This is a genomic window from Pseudoalteromonas sp. T1lg88, from assembly GCF_002964765.1.
In the GTDB taxonomy this organism is placed as follows: domain Bacteria; phylum Pseudomonadota; class Gammaproteobacteria; order Enterobacterales; family Alteromonadaceae; genus Pseudoalteromonas.
In genome coordinates this window covers 24863-44238 of the sequence record NZ_PQCF01000002.1, presented here as the reverse complement: position 1 = coordinate 44238, position 19376 = coordinate 24863, and the positions used below count along the sequence as shown (strand labels likewise).

The following is a 19376-nucleotide window of genomic DNA, read 5'->3' as shown; positions in this document are numbered from 1 at the left end:
CTCCTATTGCGCCTGCACTCGTAGTTCGGCGCTACTGCGGGCGCGGTGTCCCAACAGGCTATGAACATCACTGGAAATAGGCTTCACCAACTTAAACATGGGCAAGTAAAGATCGAAGCTGGCGAGGATGGCCTCGGCGCGCTGCGAGCCAGTCAGCTCAAGGTGCTCGGCAATCAAACCACGCAGATGCTCCTGATGAGTCGGCAACTGCTCCAGGCTCACTATCTCCACCAGCTCAGGGTTCATGCGCTTGGTAAAGTCATGTGCTTCATCAAGCACATAGGCAAAACCTCCGGTCATGCCAGCACCAAAGTTAATACCTACCTTACCAAGCACACAGACCACTCCGCCGGTCATATATTCACAACCGTTGTCGCCAAGACCTTCAATCACGGCGGTAACTCCGGAGTTACGAACGCCAAAGCGTTCACCAGCGCAGCCCGCGGCATATAATTTGCCGCCAGTGGCACCGTATAAACAGGTATTACCTACAATTGCCGCCTGGTGTGACTGGAAACAAGAACCCAAAGGCGGACGCACCACCAAACGGCCGCCAGCCATGCCCTTGCCCACATAGTCATTGGCATCACCGACAAGAGTCATTTCCAGACCACCGGCATTAAACACCCCAAACGACTGACCTGCGGTGCCATGCAATTCAATACGCAGCGGCTCTGCAGCCATGCCCTGGTTACCATGCTGGGCGGCGATATAACCGGAAAGCATGGCCCCTACCGAGCGATCGGTGTTACAGATACGCGTCACCAGATTGGCTCCGCTGCGATTATCTATGGCCTGCTTCGTCTTCGCCAACAGCTCTTCATTAAGGGCGCCGCGATAGTGCGAGGTATTAGGCATAGAACAATATAAGGACTGACCGCTTATATTTTTTGGTTGTGCCAGCAAGTGCGATAAATCCAGCTTTTGCTGCTTCGCCGTTTTGCCTTCGAGCGCCTCAAGCAAGTCGGTGCGCCCGATCAAATCAACCAATCGGGTTACGCCCAAGGAGGCCATCAATTCGCGCGCTTCCTGAGCGATAAACTTAAAGTAGTTCATCGCCATTTCCGGCAGGCCGTGATAGTGCTTGGCACGCAGGGTTTCATCCTGAGTCGCCACACCTGTGGCACAGTTATTCAAATGACAAATTCTGAGGTATTTACAGCCCAGTGCCACCATGGGGCCAGTACCAAAACCAAAGCTTTCGGCGCCCAAGATAGCCGCTTTAATAATGTCGAGACCGGTTTTTAAGCCGCCATCGGTTTGCAAGCGAATACGATGACGCAAGCCATTTTCAACCAGAGCCTGCTGGGTTTCCGCCAGACCTAGCTCCCATGGGCTGCCGGCGTATTTGACCGAGGTTAGCGGGCTTGCACCTGTGCCGCCATCGTAACCAGCTATAGTGATCAGGTCCGCGTAGGCCTTGGCCACCCCAGTGGCTATAGTGCCAACACCGGGCTCAGACACCAGCTTAACCGAGATCATGGCCTCAGGATTCACCTGTTTAAGATCAAAAATCAGCTGGGCCAGGTCTTCAATGGAGTAAATATCATGGTGCGGTGGCGGTGAAATCAAGGTTACACCGGGCACTGAGTAACGTAATTTGGCGATATAGGGGGTGACCTTTTCCCCTGGTAATTGTCCACCCTCGCCCGGTTTGGCGCCTTGCGCTACCTTGATCTGAATAACATCGGCACTGCGCAAGTAATGCGGCGTAACGCCAAAGCGCCCCGAGGCCACCTGCTTGATACGGGAGTTTTTCTCTGTGCCATAACGCAACTTATCTTCGCCGCCCTCACCCGAGTTGGAGCAACCGCCGAGGCGGTTCATGGCAATCGCCAGAGCCTCATGCGCTTCCGGTGACAGGGCGCCTATACTCATGGCCGCCGAGTCGAAACGCTTATACAGCTCCTCGGGTGCTTCTACCTCATCGATGGCAATGGCATTAGTGCCGCCCTTTAGCGCCAACATATCGCGAATGTTGGTGATCGGCCGGTTATTAACCAAGTCTGCATAACGCAGATAATCCTGATAATCGCCGGAGCGAACTGCTTTTTGCAGCGACTGGATCACATCCGGATTATAGGCATGGTATTCACCGCCATGAACAAACTTTAATAAACCACCGTGGGTCAAAAGCTTGCGCGCGCTAAAGGCAAGCTGACGCAACTTCAACTGATCCTGCTCGAAATCCTCAAAGCCGGCACCACTAATGCGGTTGGCAACGCCGTTAAAGCAAAGATCCACCACCTGCTCGCACAGGCCAACGGCTTCGAACAACATGGAGCAACGATAGGAAGCCACTGTACTAATACCCATCTTAGACATGATTTTAAGCAGGCCCTTGTTGATGGCGTTACGATACGAAAGTGTCACTTCGCGATAGCTCTTGTTAATGACCTTGGCATCGCTCATCGCCACCAAGGATTCATAGGCCAGATAAGGGTAAATAGCGGTGGCACCAAAGCCAAGTAAGACAGCAAATTGATGCGGGTCGCGGGCGCTGCCGGTTTCGATAATGATATTGGTATCACAGCGTAGGCTGTTGTTGACCAGGCGCTGGTGCACAGCTCCCACGGCCATGGCGGCCGGAATAGGCAGACTGTCCTGGCTGATATGTCTGTCGCTTAGCAGCAACATCACCACACCGGATTCGGCCTTGCGCTGGGCTTCATCACAAATGCGCACTAATGCCTGCTCCAGGGTTTCATCGGCGGTGTAGTTTAAATCGATTGAGCTATGGCTGTAGTGCTCATCATTGGCGCTGCGCAGCTGTACCATGTCGGAATACATAAGTATGGGGGTGTCAAACTGCAAGCGCTTGGCATGGCCCGTGGTCTCGTTAAAGACATTTTGTTCGCGGCCAATGCAGGTCGCCAAAGACATAACATGATTTTCCCGCAGTGGATCGATAGGCGGGTTAGTCACCTGAGCAAATTTCTGGCGGAAATAGTCGAACAGAGATCTATGCCCCTCGGAAAGCACGGCAAACGGGGTATCATCACCCATGGAGCCGGTCGCTTCCTGGCCATTTTCACCCATCACTCGGATCACCTGATCCAACTCTTCATTGGTATAGGCGAACATCTTTTGATAGATAAGCAGGGTTTCTTCATCGAATGAACGGTTACCCGCCTCTTTATCGCTCAGTAACTCAAAAGGCGTCAGGCGCCTAACGTTTTGCTCAAGCCATTGCTTGTAAGGATGGCGGGCTTTTAGATCCTGATCGATTTCATCGGAATGCCACACCTTGCCATGCAAAGTATCTATGACCATCAGCTCACCTGGGCCTACCCTGCCTTTTTCCACCACCTCATCGGCGGCATAATCCCAGATCCCCACTTCCGAGGCCAGGGTAATAAAGCCGTCCTGGGTCAACACATAGCGTGCTGGACGCAGGCCGTTTCTATCCAGATTACAAGCGGCGAAGCGACCATCCGACATCACTATGCCGGCTGGGCCGTCCCAGGGCTCCATATGCATGGAGTTAAAATCGTAGAAGGCGCGTAAATCCTCATCCATGGCGCGGTTTTTCTGCCATGCTGGCGGCACCAACATACGCATGGCTCGGAACAAGTCCATGCCGCCGGCCAAAAACAACTCGAGCATATTATCCAGGCTCGATGAATCCGAACCGCTTTCATTCACAAAAGGTGCCGCGGTCTGTAAGTCCGGCAACAGCGGCGAGGCAAATTTATAGGCGCGAGCTCTGGCCCATTGGCGGTTGCCCGTGATGGTGTTGATCTCGCCATTGTGCGCCAAATATCTAAACGGCTGGGCCAAAGGCCAGCGCGGTTGGGTATTGGTAGAGAAGCGTTGGTGGAACACGCAGATCGCCGTGGTCATACGCATATCGGCCAAGTCGAGATAAAAATTAGGCAAGTCTTCGGGCATCATCAAGCCCTTGTAGACGGTCACCAAACCAGACAAGCTGGCGATATAAAAATCCTTATCCTGCTGCAACTGCTTTTCGATTCGGCGCCGGGCGATATACAAGCGGCGCTCTAAATCCTTGGGCCGCCAGCCCTCAGGGGCACTGACAAATACCTGCACAAACTGCGGCAATTGCGCCAAGGCAATATCACCCAGATAACTGGTATCCACCGGCACCTCGCGCCAGCCCACCAAGGTCAGGGTTTCCTGCTCTAATTCTTTTGCCACCAGCGTCTTGGCCGCCTGGGCCTGGACGGGATCCTGACTTAAAAAAAGCATGCCGACAGCATAGTTTTTACCCAGCAACCAATCATTTTCTTTGGCAATAGCACGAAAGAAGCTATCGGGCTTTTGCATCAATAAACCACAGCCATCGCCGGTTTTACCATCGGCAGAAATACCGCCACGATGCTCCATACGCGCCAATCCGGTAATGGCGGTGCGAATAAGTTTATGGCTAACCTGACCGTTGACCTGGGCTATTAAGCCAAAGCCGCAATTATCTTTTTCTAAACTTGAGTCATATAACATGTTGGACCCCTCTCCCCATTGCTACTGCGTGCTAGCTTGGCAATTATTGACCCTTGCTGTGGTGCTAGCGGACCGTCAACGCTAACCCTTTGCATCTGGGGTGTCAACGAAATAACGAATACATATTCACAATCTTGAATATTTTTCATTATTTGTGATCACCATAAAAAGTAAACACCTTGTACTATTTATCCGCTTTATATTCGTTATTTTTAACATGACACCAGTGTCAAAATGAAAAAACGCTAAATTACGTTAAGGTAAACCTGCACTTTACGTTAACGTAAATGAAATCTCATAGTGAATAATTATTCACAGCGAGCAGTGGGTATTCACTGGTTTTTTAATTGTATGCAGGGCAGGCTTGTTTGAGTCGGGACATCAGTTGCGTACGCAACGCCTGTTTCTGCATCTGCGCGATCTCACTATTAATATCCAACATTAACCTTTGCCACTGAGGCCGCGCCGTTGACAGCGCAAAATACAAGGACTGCTCGGTGATAGCCGGTTGCAATACTCGGTAGCTATCGCTGGCGACATTCTGACGCTGAGCCAGGGTGTTTATCACTAGGGGATCGGCCACAATCAGGTTGACTCGCCCCGAAAGTAATAATTGCAGGTTCTGGCTGTCGTCTATGGCTTGCTGCACAATCACGCGACCACCGTCGAGCACTTTGTCAACCTCGGGTGCATTTTGGTAGCCACGTACCACGCCCACAGCATAATCGGACAAGGATTGAGGAGCCGGAGCCTGGGTGAGCTCGCTGTTGGCGGCGCTAATATAATGCACGGGAGTGTGGGCGTAAGGAGAGGACAAGGCTAAATGCTGTAAACGAGTATTGCCCAGCACCACATCGGACGGTGCCGAAGCTTCTATTTCATATTCGGGAGCGAGTATATCCACATGACCCAGCTCCGCCATACGCACAGCACGGGCCCAGGGTAAAAAGCGAAATTCGGGATTGTAGCCGGCCTGTATTATCACCGCCGCCATATACTGAAGCAGCCAGCCACCTTGGCATTCTTGCCGGCCTATATAGGGAGGCCAATCAAGAGTAGCTACCACCGCCTTGCGCTCTCGGCCGCCATCAAAACTCAGAGTCGCACCCTGCCACATACCGGTGTAACTGTAGTTCTGATTATCAAGTCGGTATTCCAGGGTTACTTGTGTCACCTTGTCTGCTGCTACGACCCACTTAAACGGCCAGCTTGTCGCAAGGAGTAACACGAGTATTCCCTGAATTCGCACTGAGAACATCACCCACTTCCATAGTCACCCATTAATGCCTAGATGAAAGTGTAATAGATGCTGGCGAGATGGAAAGAAAAGAAAAAGAAAAGCCGGCGACTGCCGGCTTAAGTATTATTTTTATCGTTTATCAACGACATAACCCTTGGTTGCGCCCAAGAGCATAGCCTGTTTGCTTATTCGGCGCTGTCCGCTTCTTTATATTTAGCAGCAGTTTCTTGAATAAGTGGCTGTAATTCACCGCGTTGGAACATTTCGATAATAATGTCACAGCCGCCGATCAACTCGCCTTCAACCCAAAGCTGTGGGAAGGTTGGCCAGTTGGCATATTTAGGCAATTCAGCGCGAATATCCGGGTTTTGTAGAATATCCACGTAAGCAAATTGCTCACCACAAGACATCAATGCTTGTGAAGCCTGCGAAGAAAAGCCGCAGCTTGGTAATTTAGGCGAACCCTTCATATAAAGCAGAATCGGGTTTTCGGCAATTTGCTGTTTAATCTTATCAATGGTTTCCATTAACAACCTCTATTTCAATTTTCGATGCTGGTTTGTATTGAAAACCACCACCGCGACCACAATGTTTAGGGTATGTTAAAGCAAACGGCCAACGCTGGATAGTTTCCCAGGGTAAACGCATGAGCTATTTTTCTCGCAAAGTTAACGAAAAATAGTGCCATGCTTGCTAACATTGGTAAAAGCGAGAATAGCTTACACTTCTTAAAGCGTTGCTGTTTGTTTAAACTTGAGTAAAATACTCGGGAATTATAGTACCACTATAAAGGCTTTCAGTACACCGAGCGCAACGTGCACCCGGTTAAAGCCCATTTTCAAATAAAGACAGATGGAGAAAAACATGGCATTTGAACTACCGTCACTACCTTATGAAATCAACGCTCTTGAGCCGCACATTTCTCAAGAAACTCTTGAGTACCACCACGGTAAGCACCACAACACTTACGTAGTAAAGTTAAACGGCTTAATCGAAGGTACTGATTTCGAAGGTAAATCACTAGAAGAGATCGTATGTTCATCAGAAGGCGGTGTTTTCAACAATGCTGCACAAATCTGGAACCACACTTTCTACTGGCACAGCCTATCTCCAAATGGCGGTGGTGTAGCAACTGGCGCAGTTGCCGATGCTATCAACGCTAAATGGGGTTCTTTCGAAGCCTTCCAAGAAGCTTTCAACGATAAAGCAGTTAACAACTTCGGTTCAAGCTGGACTTGGCTAGTTAAAACTGCCGACGGTTCTCTAGATATCGTTAACACTTCAAATGCAGCGACTCCGCTAACTGAAGCTGGCGTAACTCCTATCCTAACTGTGGATCTGTGGGAACACGCTTACTACATCGATTACCGTAACCTGCGTCCTGATTACCTTAAAGGTTTCTGGGCACTAGTTAACTGGGATTTCGCGAACCAAAACTTCGCTGCTTAATCGCCAGACAGTCATGTTAAGGTGAATTAATTTCACCTTGACTAAATGACAAAAAAAGCCTTGTTGTCGGTGTACAACTGGGCTTTTTTTATGCCCGAATCCAACGCCAATCCAGAGGACTAAATTCCTAATATATTTCGCAAATTTTTATAACACTGTCTACGCTTTAAGTAACCGAGTTGCATCTTTGCCTTTCATCTTAGCTTCGGGTTCCTTGGAGGTCGCTATGACAATATTTGAGCATTATCAATCTCGCTTTGAAGCATCCCAAGAAGAAGAATATAGCGTTAGCGAGTTTTTAGAGTTGTGCAAACAAGACAAAACGGCCTACGCCACGGCCGCTGAAAGACTACTGACGGCCATAGGCGAGCCGCAGATGATAGATACCTCGCAAGACTCGATACTCAGTCGCCTCTTTTCCAACAGGGTGATCGCCCGCTACCCGGCATTCAGTGAGTTTTATGGTATGGAAGATGCCATAGAGCAAATAGTGTCTTACCTTAAACACGCCGCGCAAGGCCTTGAAGAGTATAAACAAGTTCTGTACTTACTTGGCCCAGTTGGTGGCGGTAAGTCATCCATCGCCGAAAAATTGAAATACCTGATGCAACAGGTGCCGATTTATTGTTTAAAAGGCTCGCCGGTTAATGACCATCCATTAAGCCTTTTTAACGCTATGGAAGATGGCGACCTGTTAGAGAACGAATACGGCATCAAAAAACGTTACTTGCGCACCATAATGTCGCCTTGGGCGGCAAAACGCTTAAAAGAATACAATGGCGACATCAGCCAGTTTAGGGTGGTTAAGCGCTACCCCTCTATTTTAAATCAAATCGCCATCGCCAAAACCGAACCCGGCGATGAGAACAACCAGGATATCTCGGCCCTAGTTGGCAAGGTCGATATTTCGTAAACTAGAGCATTTTGCCCAAAATGATCCCGATGCCTACGCCTATTCCGGCGCTTTATGCCTGGCCAACCAAGGCTTGATGGAGTTTGTGGAAATGTTTAAGGCGCCAATCAAGGTGCTGCACCCACTGCTTACTGCAACCCAAGAAGGCAACTATAACGGTACCGAAGGCATTTCGGCCCTGCCCTTTAGCGGTATTATTCTCGCTCACTCCAATGAGTCAGAATGGCAAACCTTTAAAAACAACAAAAACAACGAGGCTTTCCTCGACAGGGTTTATATCGTTAAAGTGCCCTATTGCCTGCGCGTTACCGAAGAAGTAAAAATTTACGATAAGCTATTACAAAACAGTGAGCTATGCGACGCTCCATGCGCCCCAGGCACACTCGAGACTTTAGCCAAGTTCTCAGTTTTATCCCGCCTTAAAGAGCCGGAAAACTCCAGTATTTATTCAAAAATGCGGGTTTATAACGGCGAAAGCCTCAAGGATACGGATCCCAAGGCCAAATCCTATCAGGAATATCGCGACTACGCTGGCGTCGATGAGGGGATGACCGGGCTGTCGACACGTTTCTCCTTTAAGATACTGTCCCGGGTTTTTAACTTTGATCACAGCGAAGTGGCGGCCAACCCGGTGCATCTGTTTTATGTGCTTGAGCAACAAATCGAGCGTGAACAATACAGTGCCGAGGTACAAGAGCGTTACTTATCGCACCTTAAGGGCTACCTGATCCCGCAATACGTTGAATTTATCGGTAAAGAGCTGCAAACCGCTTATTTAGAGTCCTACTCCGAATATGGTCAGAATATTTTCGACCGCTATGTGACCTATGCAGACTTTTGGATTCAGGATCAGGAATACCGCGACCCGGATACGGGGCAGCTATTTGACCGTGCCGCTCTGAACGCCGAGTTGGAAAAAATTGAAAAACCTGCGGGCATCTCCAATCCTAAGGACTTCCGCAACGAAATCGTCAACTTTGTCCTGCGGGCACGGGCGCACAACAATGGCAAAAACCCCTTGTGGACCAGCTACGAGAAGCTTCGCACCGTGATAGAGAAGAAAATGTTCTCAAATACCGAGGATTTGTTGCCGGTTATCTCCTTCAATGCCAAAACCTCGGCGGAAGATCAGAAGAAGCACGAAGACTTTGTAAATCGCATGGTAGCTAAGGGCTACACCCAGAAACAAGTAAGGCTGTTATCTGAGTGGTACTTGCGCGTACGCAAATCACAATAACGCCTTTGAAGTAAGTTGAGGGGAATTTTATGGCGCACTTTATCGATAGGCGCCTGAACGGCAAGAATAAAAGTACGCTTAATCGTCAACGCTTTATTCGACGCTATAAAAAGCAAATTAAGGAAGCCGTTTCAGACGCCATAAACAAACGCAGTGTCACCGATGTGTCCAGCGGTGAGAGCATATCCATACCCGCAAAGGACATCAAAGAGCCGGTGTTTCATCAGGGCAAGGGCGGCTTTCGCGAGCAGGTGCACCCGGGCAATGATCAGTTCAATACCGGCGACAGGATCAAGCGCCCTCCAGCAGGGCAAAGCGGTGGCGCCGGTGAAGGCGAAGCCAGCGACCAAGGAGAAGGCACGGATGACTTTGTGTTCTCCATCTCCAAGGACGAATATCTCGACCTCCTTTTTGAAGATCTAGAGCTGCCTAACTTACAGGAAAACAGCCTCGACAAGCTGGTGCAGATGCGCACCCACAGGGCCGGTTTTTGTAGCGATGGGGTGCCAAGCAATATAGACATTATCCGCTCATTGCAAAGCTCCTTAGCGCGCCGAGTGGCCATGACAGCAGGGAAAAAGCGTGAGTTGGCCGAACTCAAACAAGAACTTATGCACCTAGAGCAACAACCTGTGCCGGAGCAAACTCGTATCAATCAATTGCTGGTGCAAATAGAAGAGCTGGAACGCCAAATTTCGGCCGTGCCCTTTATCGATAATTATGATCTGCGCTTTCGCAACTATGAAAAGCGCCCCCACCCCACCTCCAAGGCGGTGATGTTTTGCTTGATGGATGTGTCTGGATCCATGGATCAGGCCACCAAGGATATGGCAAAGCGCTTTTATATTCTGCTCTACTTATTCCTGACCCGCACCTATAAAGACATTGAGGTAGTGTATATACGCCACCATACCCAGGCCAAGGAGGTCGATGAGCAGGAGTTTTTCTATTCTCAAGAAACTGGCGGCACCATAGTTTCCAGCGCCCTAAAGCTGATGCACCAGATCATTGCCGCCCGCTATTCCTCCAGCGAGTGGAATATCTACGCCGCCCAAGCGTCCGATGGCGATAACTGGGCCGATGATTCCCCTCAATGCGCTGAGGTACTGAGCAACAAGATTTTACCCATGGTGCGCTACTACGCCTATGTGGAGATCACCAATCGCGCCCATCAAAGCCTGTGGCGCGAGTATGAACAATTAGCGGCGCACTTCGGGAACTTTGCCATTAAGCACATTACCTCGGTGGAAGACATTTACCCTATCTTCCGCGAACTCTTTAAAAAAAGTGCAAGCACTACGGCGCAACGCGCCTAGCATAAGGGGTGACTATGACCAAGCCTTTAAGTGACGGCCCAGATTGGACTTTTGATTTACTGGAAGAATATCGGCAGGAGATCAAACGGGTCGCCGAGCACTATAAGCTCGACACTTACCCCAATCAGATTGAAGTGATCACCGCCGAGCAGATGATGGACGCCTACTCCAGCGTCGGCATGCCCATAGGCTACAACCACTGGTCGTTCGGTAAGAAATTTATTCAAACAGAGCAAAACTACCGCCGTGGCCAAATGGGCTTGGCCTATGAAATCGTTATTAACTCCAACCCCTGTATTGCCTACCTGATGGAAGAAAACACCATGGCCATGCAGGCCTTAGTGATGGCCCATGCCTGTTATGGCCACAATTCCTTTTTTAAGGGGAATTATCTGTTTAAAACCTGGACCGACGCCGGCTCCATTATCGATTACCTGCTGTTCGCCAAAAACTACATCGCCGAGTGCGAGCAAAAATATGGCATAGATGAGGTAGAAGATATTCTCGACTCCTGCCATGCACTGATGAATTATGGCGTCGACCGCTATAAGCGACCGCAGCAAATATCCCTGTATGAGGAGCAAAAGCGCCAGCAGGAGCGCGCCGATTACTTGCAATCTCAGGTCAATGAGCTGTGGCGTACCATTCCCACCAGTGAACAACAAAAAAGTAAAAAGCGCCCGCGTTTTCCTTCAGAACCGCAGGAAAATATTCTCTATTTTGTCGAAAAAAATGCGCCTCTCCTGGAACCCTGGCAGCGCGAGATAGTGCGTATAGTGCGCAAAATATCCCAGTACTTCTACCCGCAAAAGCAAACCCAGGTTATGAATGAAGGCTGGGCCACCTTCTGGCACTACACCCTGTTAATCACCTCTATGACGAGGGCAAACTCACCGATGGTTTTATGTTCGAGGTGCTGCAAAGCCACACCAATGTAATTTATCAGCCACCCTACAACAGTAATTATTACTCCGGCATCAACCCCTACGCCTTGGGTTTTAATATGATGGTGGATATTCGCCGTATTTGTGAAAATCCGGACGATGAGGACCGTCAGTGGTTCCCCGAGTATGCGGGCAGTAATTGGTTGGAAACCCTGCATTTTGCGATGCAGAATTTTAAAGATGAGAGCTTTATCAGCCAGTTTTTATCACCGCGGCTCATTCGTGAATTCAAACTTTTTTCCATTGTCGATGACAGCCAGCAACCGCATTTAGAAGTCGCAGCGATCCACGATGAAAACGGCTACCAAAAAATTCGCCAGGCGCTGTCAGCACAATACAACCTCAGCAATCATGAGCCCAATATTCAGGTCTATAACATTGATATTCGTGGCGATAGGTCGCTAACCCTGCGCTATATCCCTCATCTTGGTATTCCATTGGCCGAATCCAAGGATGAGGTGCTTAAACACCTGCACAGGTTATGGGGCTTCCCCGTGCGCCTTGAGCAGGAAAACGCTGACGGTAGCATAGTCAAGTTAGGCACTTGCCCCAACTCAGAGTTGGAACTCGAGCACTAAGTCGAGAATAAACGAAGAAATAAAACGTCTAGATTGTCGGTCTGTAATAGAGTCAGACATTCTCAGTCATGGGTTGCGAGCATAAGTTTTACTTCTCAGCCTGTGGGCAAAAGCGGGCGAGTTACGGCTGCGCGACACTGGTGTTTTCATCACTTAGAATACCTGACACCAGGGGCTGAGAATGGTATGAAATGATAATTACCGCTTATTTTACAAAAGCTAACCACAAATAGTGGTATTAACATTACTCAATTTAAATATAGACTGGCTCTATCAAAACAATTTACAGCATACAGATTAAAATTAAGGCAAGAATATGATAAATAAAGTATTGCTCAGCGCCCTCGTGCTGGCTTCCAGTGTCAGCTACGGCGCCTTCGCAGAACAAAGCACCACCATCAACACCCTGGATGCCAATAAGGTTACAGCCAAAGGCAAGCCCGTGGTACTGCTCGGAAATGGTGTAGCCGTTGGTCAAAAGGCTCCTGATTTTCGTGTTGTCGATAGTGCATTCCAGGCCAAAGGCCTGAGTGATTATCAACAACAGGCAGTACTGCTAAGCGTAGTGCCGAGCCTAGACACTGGGGTGTGCAGCATTCAAACCAAACATTTTAACGAGCAGGTGGCGGCCAATTACCCGCAGGTAGCCATGCTCACCATCAGCACCGATCTGCCCTTTGCGCAAAAACGCTATTGTGCCGCAGAAGGCATAGACAAGCTGGAAACCTTATCCGATGCTGTGTGGCGCGATTTTGCCGAACACTATGGGCTGCTTATTAAAGACATGGGCATTTTAAGCCGAGCCGTATTTGTCCTCGATAAAGAGCACAAGGTGGTTTACAAGGAATTGGTCAGTGAACTCTCACAAGAGCCGGACTATAAAAAAGCCATCGCCGCTCTAGATTCACTTTAATATCCGCGGTAAAAATCAGACATTAAAAAAGCGCCCGAGGGCGCTTTTTTAATTACCAGTTCTGCAACTGCGAATAGGCAAGCTCGACCAAGAGCTCGATATGCTCGGCATCATCATTCAGTGCTGGGATATAACCCAAATGCTCACCGCCCGCTTCGGTGAAAATCTCGGCATTTTCTACCGATATTTCCTCCAGGGTTTCCAAACAATCGGCGGCAAAGGCCGGGCACACCACCTGCAGCTTCTTCACTCCGGCTTGACCCAGTTCGGTTAAGGTTTTATCCGTATAGGGCTGTAACCACTCCTCTTTGCCAAAGCGCGACTGAAAGGTCATCAGCCATTGCTCATCGCTGAGCCCCAACTTCTGTGCACAGCGCTCGGCGGTAAACTTGCAGTGCTCGTAATAAGGGTCGCCCTTATTCACACAGCGCTTAGGGATACCATGAAAGGAGAAAATCAGCTTTTCTGCGTCACCATGAACTTGGCGGTATTTGGCAATAGACCCGGCCAAGGCATGAATATAGCTGTCGCGCTCATAATAATGCTTTAAGAAACGGATCTCGGGAATATTACGCACCTTAGCAAGATGACGGTTTAGCTTGTCGAATACCGCCGCCGTGGTGGTTGCCGAATACTGAGGATATAAAGGCAAGACAGCTATCTTGTCGATGCCGCGAGCCTGCATATCAGCAATTCTGCGTTGAATGCTGGGCTGGCCATAAGTCATGGCATAGTCCACATGAATAGACTGACCACTTTGGCTTTGAATGGCTTGCTTGAGGGCCTTTGCCTGACGCTCGGTAATGACCCGCAGCGGCGAGCCTTCACTTTGCCAGATAGAGGCATAGGCCTTGGCCACCTTAGCTGAACGTGTGGGCAAAATAATGCCATTGAGGATGATGGACCACAGCAAAGGCGGGATCTCCACCACTCGGGTATCCGAAAGAAACTCTTTAAGGTAAGCACGCACCGCCGCGGCCGTCGGTGCCTCCGGAGTTCCCAAATTGACCAACAACACACCATAACGACTGGCTGGCTGCGTCAAAGCTAAAGACATAAACTCATTTCCTTTCGTTGCAAGGGTCTGTTGACCTTTGTTGTTTGTTTCTGTAGCTGTTTGTAACGTATTTATACAAGGCGGCACATGTGTGGTGTAGTTATTCTACATAAACATGTGCCAACACGGGAGAAATAGGCTTCAAGCGCTGCCCTAGGGGTTCTTCTAAACGCCCTCTGCTCTTTGTTGCTCGTTACCGACATAGAATAACTATGCTGCATAACGAGCGTCGCGATCAGAATGGGTTTAGATTGAACATAAAGTAAACCGCAAAGATAAACAGACCCTAGGATACTGATTATACCGATAAAAGCAGCGCTAGGATCAAAAAACCGCCTGACGGCGGTTTTTGTTTTTTCGGCGCTTAACCTAGTAATTCAGCTAGTTGCTGACTTACGGTTTCAACCGCCTGAGTACCATTTAGCTTGTGGTACTGAGTGTTGCCCGCATCGGCTTCACCTTGGTAGTAATCAACCAAAGGCTTGGTTTGGTCGTGGTAAATAGCCAGACGCTTACGTACCGTTTCTTCGGTGTCGTCATCACGGATGATTAGGTCTTCACCGGTCACGTCGTCTTTACCTTCCACCTTAGGCGGGTTGTAAACTACGTGGTAAACACGGCCAGAGCCTGGGTGTACGCGACGACCGCCCATGCGCTCGACGATCACTTCGTCGGCAACATCAAACTCGATAACATGATCAACGGCAATGCCGTTTTCTTTCATGGCATCGGCTTGTGGAATCGTGCGCGGGAAACCGTCAAGTAGGAAGCCGTTTTCACAGTCGGCTTTAGCTACACGCTCTTTAACCAGACCAATGATAATATCGTCAGACACAAGTTGGCCCGCATCCATCACTTTCTTCGCTTCTAAACCAAGCGGCGTGCCTTCTTTAATAGCAGCACGTAGCATGTCACCGGTAGAAATCTGTGGAATGCCGTACTTGTCCATTAAAAACTGAGCTTGCGTGCCTTTACCAGCACCGGGTGCGCCTAATAAGATAATGCGCATAATCATATCCTCGTGTCTGCGTTATTGGGGTCATAAAATAAACTCAAATTTTTTCACAAGGACGAGTGTTACTCAAGGATAAAAAGGTAAAACTTTCGTCCAACATGGTTAACAGCCGATTTAGTGACCAGCCGGGCATAAAAAAGCCCGGTTATTTCCGGGCTCTTATGTTCGTTGTTAAACGATTTACTTATGCATCGCGCTCAGCTTTCAAACGAGCTAGGCGACCAACCTGATGAGTCGAGGTTAAGAAAGAGTAGATAGGCGCCAAGTAACCGCGCTTACGTAGCTCAAGGAAGTCCTCATCGCTAAGCTCTTGCAACTTCTTCTCATCGATCAGGTGGATACCCGTGATGTCTTTTTTCTCGCCCTTGATATCAACGGTTAGCGTTTGTGCTACCAGTAGTTCTTTATCGGCAAGGTACTGAGTGAAGGCATCGGTTACACCGCTGAACTCGATAAAAGAAACCAAAGCTTCTTTACGACGCTTAAGGTATTCCGTCTCTTCACCGTTTTCGAATAGGGCATTGCCTTCTTCTTCGCCAACTAGCGGGCTGGCTTCATCGATAACCACACCGTATTGCTCTTGCTCTGGGTGCTTAACCAGACCTAGTGGGTAGCGAGTAACCGCTAGCGGGGCAAAAGCTGCCTGCCATTGGTCGTCTTTGATAAACAGGTTTTCGCCCGGCTCAAGACCGAATAAGGCAACCGCTTGGAATTTACCAGACTCATTGTTTTTTACGAACGCCAGTGGGAATTCATTGGCGATACGACCAAACTCGTGCGCCACTACCGGCACTAAATGCTGAGTTTTTAAAAATTCGATGTTAAGGCCAGGTTTAATTTTTGTGTTGGCATGCTTTTCGTTATGCAAAGGCTGTACTTGTTGTTCCGCCATGATACTGCTCCATACTATTTACGTATTTATTACTTGTTGTGGCCTAAGGCTATCGGTTTTGTTGACAAAAAGAAAGTGAAAATACATTAAAGTTTGATGTACCCTTTTCCCCCTATTTTGGCGGTTCGGTAATGCCCTAGCCCTTGGTTAGACTTGTTTAAAACGCCGCAAATTAAGGGCATAAAAAAAGCCAGTGCTCAAACACTGGCTTTTTGCTGTAGCGCACAGCTTAATTATACCAATTCACTTAAATAGCTAATCATTCTAGCGGGCTAAATATCATGCTCACAGCGTTGGAATTTTTCTATGTAGAATAACTACATAAGAAAAAATCCCGCCTTGTTATCACATCATTTATCCAGCGCTATATCTGCTCACATACTTAACAGAATTGGTATTAGAATCGGAACTGTAAACCAAGCTTATAGCGAGCTTCGCCTTCGAAGAACCACGCCGGGTAGCCGTCTTTCAGCTCAGGTACTACCTGAGCATCGCCTTCGGCTACACCGATTTGTACACTGTCTTCTTCGGTCAGGTTCACGGCTTCAAAGGTCACATCCAGGCTGTCGGTCACCGAGTACTTGGCGCTTAAATCCAAAGTGCCATAGTCCTGGTGCTCACGGTTGCCATAGAAACCAGGCAACTCACGGATCATGTACTCAGAGCGCCAGTTATAGGCAAGGCGTACGTTAAAGTCGTCTGTCTCATAGTAACCAACCAAGTTAACCGTGTGATCCGATGAATCGGTAAACACGGATACACGATCCGGGAAGTTTTCCGCCGGTGCCGATGAATCTACTAAGGTGTAGTTCACCTGGTAACCGAAGCCATTGTCAAAGCCGTCCTGCAATTGCAGCTCAAGACCTTGAATGTCACCGCCGCTACCTGTGCCCATGGTGGCTATGGTCCAGTTATCTACGCCCGAATCGTTATCAACAATACCTATGCCTTGGTTAAGCACTTGATCGGTTTTAGTAAAACTAGAGATATCCTTGATAAAGTAAGTGGCGCTGAACATGGCGTCGTTATCGAAATAGTACTCGATACCAAAGTCCGCCTGAGTTGCCTTGAATGGCTCAAGACCGATATTACCTTTTTTCAGCACTTCGTTACCCGAGGTACCGTCGTTGTAACCGGCCAAAGTGGAAGCTGAGAACATATCCGCGTAGTTAGCGCGTGACATAACCTGGGCCGCCGACACGCGTAAGATCACGTCTTCGCTTAGGTCAAAGGCAATGTTCACACTCGGCAAGACTTCATCATAGTCCGCCTTGTCGGTGCTCAGAGTATCCGCATAATTGCCCATGGCATCGAGATCATAGTAGTCAGACTCGGCATCGGTAGACACATAACGCACACCGATATTACCGCGCATCCCTTCGGCTTCAAAGTCGGCCATTAGGTAAAGTGCCAGGTTTTCTTCCTTTATGGTGCCGTAACCTGAGCGATAAACGTCAGAGGTATTATCAAAGCTGGCAATTGCCGCGTAACCGTCGGTGATCATGGCATCCAAGTTTGGCTCTGGCAAAGTAAAACCTGCGCCCGATGAAACCGTGCCTGAGTAATAGTGATCGGCGCTCTTAGCGGCGATATTATCAATCAGGTTTGCCGAATAGGTCAGCTGCTTAACCTCATGATCAGCCCAGCGTACACCTGTTTTAATAGCGGTAATGGCACCAAAATCTACCGGGAAGGTGAAATCCACCTGGGCATAGGTTTCTTCGTCCGAGTTGGGTTGTTTCTTCAGTGACCAACCTGCCGGCGACAGCTCGCCGTTAAAGTCGCTGGCATCAAACTCTTTATTGGCGATATCTATCTTGATCACATCCCCGGTAGCATCATAGGTGCCCGCGAAATCCGCCGGAGTGCCCAACCAGAAACCATAGTTTGAAGTCAGGTTGGTACCACCGTCCGACTGGGTATTACCGATACGGCCGGTTACTTCGAAGTTGTCGGCCACATATTTAAAGTCAAAATCAACCGTATCTGAGGTCATTGAACCTGCACGAGCCCAGGTTTGCGCCCAGCCCGGGTTAGTATCATCGGCACTACGACGATAGAAAGTACAGGTACCCGAAGCATTGGTTTGCTCACAGGCCGCGGCTTTGTCATCCGGGAATACGGCGAACAGCGAAGTGTTGGCGTTGTTTGCTTCAAGTTCCAGGCTCATGATATTTAAGCCTAATTCAAGGGCATCGCTTGGACGATACTGGAAAGCGGCATTGATTGCGGTGCGCTCACGCTCTTGCTGGAAGGTAGTAGGAACTATCTCACCCCAGCCAACTAGAGATTCGATGCCGTTACGCTGATAGCTGGTTTCCGAATAAGCTGCGGCTACTAGGAAGCCAAAGTCTTCGTTGTCGTTTTTCCACGAATAAAGACCCGATACATCCGGATCCGTCTCTTCGGAAATAGTGCCATAGTCCGCCTTGATGCCACCGAAAATGGTGTTGGCATCTAAGTCCAGCGGCTTGCGTGTTTTCACGTTCACCGTGCCGCCGATGCCGCCTTCTACTGTATCTGCTTGTGAAGACTTACTTACTTCAATGCCGCCAACCAGCTCAGGTGGTAACAAGGTGTAGTTAAAGCTGCGGTCGATTGACTGCTGATCATACCAACCTGTTGATGCCACCGAGTGACCATTAAGTAAGGTGCGAGTCAGCTGCGCCGACGCACCGCGAATAGACACCTGTTGACCCTGGCCAAACTGGCGGTTTACCGAGATACCGGAAATACGACCCAGGGCTTCACCCACATCGCTATCTGGAAATTTACCAATATCTTCTGCGGATACGGCATCGACAACCGAATTGGCGAAACGCTTGGTGTTCATGGCCGCCGCAAGCGAGCGACGAATACCGCGAACTTCAATTACTTCAACATCTTCTTTTACTTGTGTTTGTGTATCGGCCGCCACGGCTACACCAGAAAAACCGGCGCCGAGCGCGAGAGTAACGTTCACTGCTAATAAGCTTTTCTTAAAATTTTTAGCTAACACAGGATTCCCCTTTAATTATTCTTGAATCATTTTATTGATTATCAAATCACTTCTGCCCAGTGATGATGACAACGCTGTCATCTAGTAACAAACCTTACACTCAAAATTACAAATTCGCTACATTTTTTGTCTTTTTAGTTTAAAAAAAGTACTAATAAAACTGTAACAAACTGATTTTATTTGATTTAACTATGAGCTATTAGGGGTTTGTTGGATTGAATCGCGGCGAATATAACACAAATACTAGAGCAAGAGTAAAGTACGCGATAAGTGAAAGTTAATACGCGGTTGCAAGAGCTGATCACAAAAGGATATCGAAATGAAATAGGTAAACCTATGGCCATAAAAAACGCAGCCTAAGCT

Annotated in this window: 10 protein-coding genes and 2 pseudogenes; 5 read left to right on the top strand and 7 right to left on the bottom strand. The window is 48.8% G+C overall.

Going from position 1 to position 19376, the window contains the following annotated elements; genetic code table 11:
• Positions 1-3 precede the first annotated feature (3 nt).
• From gltB to C2M34_RS00780, 3 genes are all read right to left on the bottom strand, one after another.
• Positions 4-4461, bottom strand: coding sequence for a glutamate synthase large subunit (gene gltB, locus C2M34_RS00790; protein WP_105257817.1), 4458 nt, complete (start codon positions 4459-4461; stop codon positions 4-6).
• A 343-nt stretch (positions 4462-4804) separates the two neighbouring features.
• Positions 4805-5635: a substrate-binding periplasmic protein gene (locus tag C2M34_RS00785; protein WP_158677886.1), complete on the bottom strand. Its 831-nt coding sequence runs from the start codon at positions 5633-5635 to the stop codon at positions 4805-4807.
• Between the two features lie 251 nt (positions 5636-5886).
• Positions 5887-6228: a Grx4 family monothiol glutaredoxin gene (locus tag C2M34_RS00780; protein ID WP_105200603.1), complete on the bottom strand. Its 342-nt coding sequence runs from the start codon at positions 6226-6228 to the stop codon at positions 5887-5889.
• A 337-nt stretch (positions 6229-6565) separates the two neighbouring features.
• On the opposite strand from C2M34_RS00780, the gene C2M34_RS00775 reads away from it, so the two are divergent.
• From C2M34_RS00775 to tpx, 5 genes and pseudogenes are all read left to right on the top strand, one after another.
• Complete coding sequence (locus C2M34_RS00775; protein ID WP_105200604.1) at positions 6566-7150, top strand: Fe-Mn family superoxide dismutase; 585 nt, start codon at positions 6566-6568, stop codon at positions 7148-7150.
• A gap of 226 nt (positions 7151-7376) precedes the next feature.
• Positions 7377-9300, top strand: a pseudogene (locus C2M34_RS00770) (PrkA family serine protein kinase).
• Between the two features lie 29 nt (positions 9301-9329).
• Positions 9330-10616, top strand: coding sequence for a YeaH/YhbH family protein (locus C2M34_RS00765; RefSeq protein ID WP_105200605.1), 1287 nt, complete (start codon positions 9330-9332; stop codon positions 10614-10616).
• A 14-nt stretch (positions 10617-10630) separates the two neighbouring features.
• Positions 10631-12138 (top strand): annotated as a pseudogene (locus C2M34_RS00760) (SpoVR family protein).
• Between the two features lie 316 nt (positions 12139-12454).
• Entirely contained in the window at positions 12455-13051 is a 597-nt protein-coding gene (gene tpx, locus C2M34_RS00755; RefSeq protein ID WP_105215660.1) for a thiol peroxidase, read from the top strand.
• Positions 13052-13103: 52 nt separating this feature from the next.
• Here tpx and hemH read toward each other — a convergent pair whose 3' ends face one another.
• The 4 genes from hemH to C2M34_RS00735 all read right to left on the bottom strand — a co-directional run bounded on the left by hemH (position 13104) and on the right by C2M34_RS00735 (position 19013).
• Positions 13104-14108 (bottom strand): ferrochelatase, encoded by a 1005-nt coding sequence (gene hemH / locus C2M34_RS00750; RefSeq protein ID WP_105200608.1) that lies wholly within the window; start codon positions 14106-14108, stop codon positions 13104-13106.
• Positions 14109-14472: 364 nt separating this feature from the next.
• Positions 14473-15117 (bottom strand): adenylate kinase, encoded by a 645-nt coding sequence (gene adk / locus C2M34_RS00745; protein ID WP_105215662.1) that lies wholly within the window; start codon positions 15115-15117, stop codon positions 14473-14475.
• 190 nt (positions 15118-15307) lie between these two features.
• The gene (locus C2M34_RS00740) at positions 15308-16015 is read right to left on the bottom strand and encodes a SapC family protein (protein ID WP_105200610.1); all 708 of its coding nucleotides are present in this window, start codon (positions 16013-16015) and stop codon (positions 15308-15310) included.
• A 397-nt stretch (positions 16016-16412) separates the two neighbouring features.
• The gene (locus C2M34_RS00735; RefSeq protein ID WP_105257815.1) at positions 16413-19013 is read right to left on the bottom strand and encodes a TonB-dependent receptor; all 2601 of its coding nucleotides are present in this window, start codon (positions 19011-19013) and stop codon (positions 16413-16415) included.
• Between the last annotated feature and the right edge of the window lie 363 nt (positions 19014-19376).